General features: G+C 73.4%; 1 protein-coding gene and 1 pseudogene. Both read left to right on the top strand.

Annotation, left to right across the window (positions count from 1 at the left end; all coding sequences use genetic code 11):
• Positions 1-1,009 (top strand): KR domain-containing protein (locus OQ02_RS39040; RefSeq protein ID WP_033443727.1); only part of this gene is annotated, 1,009 nt, incomplete at its 5' end.
• Positions 1,010-1,781: pseudogene (locus OQ02_RS39045) on the top strand (beta-ketoacyl synthase N-terminal-like domain-containing protein); the annotation flags it as partial. It lies immediately after the preceding gene.

The following is a 1,781-nucleotide window of genomic DNA, read 5'->3' on the forward strand; positions in this document are numbered from 1 at the left end:
CGATGGTGTGGTCGGGGGGTTGACTGCCGAGCGGGTCGGTGCGGTGTTGCGGCCGAAGGTGGACGGGGCCTGGCACCTGCACGAACTGACCCGGGACCGCGACCTCGCGTGGTTCGTGCTGTTCTCCTCGGCCGCCGGCGTCCTGGGCACCGCCGGTCAGGCCGCTTACGCGGCGGCCAACACCTTCCTCGACGCCCTTGCCCGTCACCGGCGCAAGCGCGGCCTGCCCGGCGTGTCCCTGGCCTGGGGCACGTGGGCCCGGCGCAGCACCATGACCCGGAACGTCGCCGAGAGCGCCGCCGACCTGTCGACGGAGGAAGCGCTGCGGTCGTTCGACGCTGCCGTGCGCGGCCCCGACGACCTGCTGGTGCCGCTGCGCCTCGACCACGTGCTCTCCGGGCTGCCGGCGGACCTCGTCCCGGCCCCGGTGCGCGGAATCACCACCCGACCCGCGCGGCGCGCGGCGGCGGAAGGCGGCACCGCGGGCCTCCGGCGCCGGTTCACCGACCTCGACCCGGTCGACCGGGTCGGCGCGGTGCGGGACCTGGTGACGACCCAGGTCGCCGCCGTGCTGGGACGAGCCGACGCCGCCACCCTGCGCGCGGACCTCGCCTTCACCGAACTCGGCTTCGACTCGCTCACCGCCGTCGAGCTGCGCAACCGGCTCACCGCCGCGACCGGGGTCCGGCTACCGGCGACCCTCGTGTTCGACCACCCGACGCCGGCAGCCCTGTGCGCGCACCTGGCCGAGCGGATCGGTGGCGACCGGCCCGATCCGGGCGCCCGCCTGCTGGCTGGGATCGACCGGTTGTCCGCCGTGGCTACGCCCGCCTCCGTGGAGGGCGTCGGACTGGAGGAGCGAAGGCAGGCCGCCGACCGGCTCCGCGCCATCCTGTCCACTGTGGACGATCGGTGGGACGCCCCGCCGTCCGACCTCGCGGACGCGCTGGGCGAGGCCGACGACGACGAGCTGTTCGCGTTCATCGACCAGTCCACCGGGAGGCTGTGAGTGGACGCCGAGGGCAAGCTCCGGGAGTACCTGCGGCGGGTCACCGTCGAACTGCACGACACCAGGCGGCTCCTGCACGCCGAACGGGAACGCGCGGCCGAGCCGATCGCCGTCGTCGGCATGAGCTGCCGGCTGCCCGGCGGCGTGGACGGCCCCGAGGACCTGTGGGCGTTGCTGGATTCCGGCGGTGACGCGACCGGCGACCTGCCGAGCGACCGGGGGTGGGACCTCGACCGACTCTACCACCCCGACCCCGACCACCCCGGCACCAGCTACACCCGTCGAGGGGGTTTCCTCCCCGGCGCCGCGGAGTTCGACGCGGAGTTGTTCGGCATCAGTCCGCGTGAGGCGTTGGCGATGGATCCGCAGCAGCGTTTGTTGCTGGAGGGTGCGTGGGAGGTGTTGGAGCGGGCGGGGATCGACCCGTTGTCGTTGGCTGGGCACGGGCACCCAGCTGAGCGTGGTCTCCGGTCGGATCGCCTACGTGCTGGGCTTGGAGGGGCCGGTGCTGTCGGTGGACACGGCGTGTTCGTCCTCGTTGGTGGCACTGCACCTCGCGGTCCAGTCGTTGCGCCGCGGTGAGTGCTCGCTCGCCCTCGCCGGCGGTGTCACCGTGCTGGGCACGCCGGATTCGCTGGTGGACTTCAGCCGCCAGCGCGGGCTGGCTCCCGATGGCCGTTGCAAGGCGTTCTCGGCGGATGCGGATGGGACGGTTCTGGCTGAGGGTGTGGGGTTGGTGTTGTTGGAGCGGTTGTCGGTTGCGCGGGGTGCG

It is taken from the genome of Saccharothrix sp. NRRL B-16314 (genome assembly GCF_000716595.1).
Classification (GTDB): domain Bacteria; phylum Actinomycetota; class Actinomycetes; order Mycobacteriales; family Pseudonocardiaceae; genus Actinosynnema.